Raw genomic sequence first — 1,119 nt, 5'->3', positions numbered from 1 at the left:
ACGTTCCGTGAGCTGCTGGGCCGGGTGCGGGCCGCCGACTTGGAGGCGTATGCGCATCAGGATCTGCCGTTCGAGCGGGTGGTCGAGGCGGTCAACCCCGCCCGCTCCACCGCCCGGCACCCCCTCTTCCAGACCATGCTCGTCCTCCAGAACAACGCCGCCGCCACACCGGCCCTCCCGGGTGTGCACAGCGAACGGCTGCCCCTGGAGCACCGGGTGGCCAAGTTCGACCTGACCTTCTTCGTGGAGGAGGCCGCCGAGGACGACGGTCGTCCGGCCGGGCTGTGCCTGGACGTGGAGTACGCCACCGACCTCTACGACGAGACCACCATCGACACCGTGACCCGACGGCTGCTCGACCTCCTGAAGGCCGCCGTCGCGGACCCCGATCTCCCCGTGGTCGCCATCGCGCTGCTGGGAGAGGACGAGGAGCGGCGCGTTCTGGAGGAGTGGAGTGGTGTCGGTTCCGGTGCGGTGGATGGCCGGTCGGTGCCTGCGGTGTTCGAGGCGCGGGTGCGGGAGGTGCCGGATGTGGTGGCGTTGGTTCAGGGCGGGGTGGAGCTGACGTATGGGGAGCTGAACGGTCGGGCGAATCGGCTGGCTCGTCATCTCGTCGGTGTGGGTGTGGCCGCGGGTGATGTGGTCGGGGTTCATCTTGAGCGTGGGCCTGAGCTGATCGTGTCGTTGCTGGGTGTGCTGAAGGCAGGGGCGGCGTACACGCTGCTGGACCCGGCTTTCCCGGCGGAGCGCTTGGCCACGGTCGTCACCGACGCCGGCGTCGAGGTCGTGGTGTCCGACAGCCGGCTGGCCGAACGGCTGCACGCCGGGCCGCGCTTCGTCCTGCTCGATGTCGAGGCTGATGCCGTCGCCCGCCAGTCCACGGAGAACCTGACTGTGGTGTGTGGTGGGTGGGATGCGGCGTGTGTGATGTTCACGTCGGGTTCGACGGGGCGGCCGAAGGGTGTGGTGGCTCCGCATCGGGCGTTGGTGTCGACGTTCGTGGGTCCGGATTATCTGGAGTTCAGGGCGGATGACGTGTATCTGCAGTCGTCGCCGGTGTCGTGGGATGCGTTTGCGCTGGAGGTGTTCTCGGCGCTGTTCCATGGCGGGCGGACGGTG

Annotated in this window: 1 protein-coding gene; it reads left to right on the top strand. The window is 68.8% G+C overall.

Annotation, left to right across the window (positions count from 1 at the left end; genetic code table 11):
• On the top strand, positions 1 to 1,119 hold a 1,119-nt coding region (locus ABT296_RS38675), incomplete at both ends, for an AMP-binding protein (RefSeq protein ID WP_351934854.1).

It is taken from the genome of Streptomyces sp. NPDC000983, assembly GCF_040299205.1.
In the GTDB taxonomy this organism is placed as follows: Bacteria; Actinomycetota; Actinomycetes; order Streptomycetales; family Streptomycetaceae; genus Streptomyces.
This window is presented reverse-complemented; position numbering and strand designations above follow the sequence as displayed.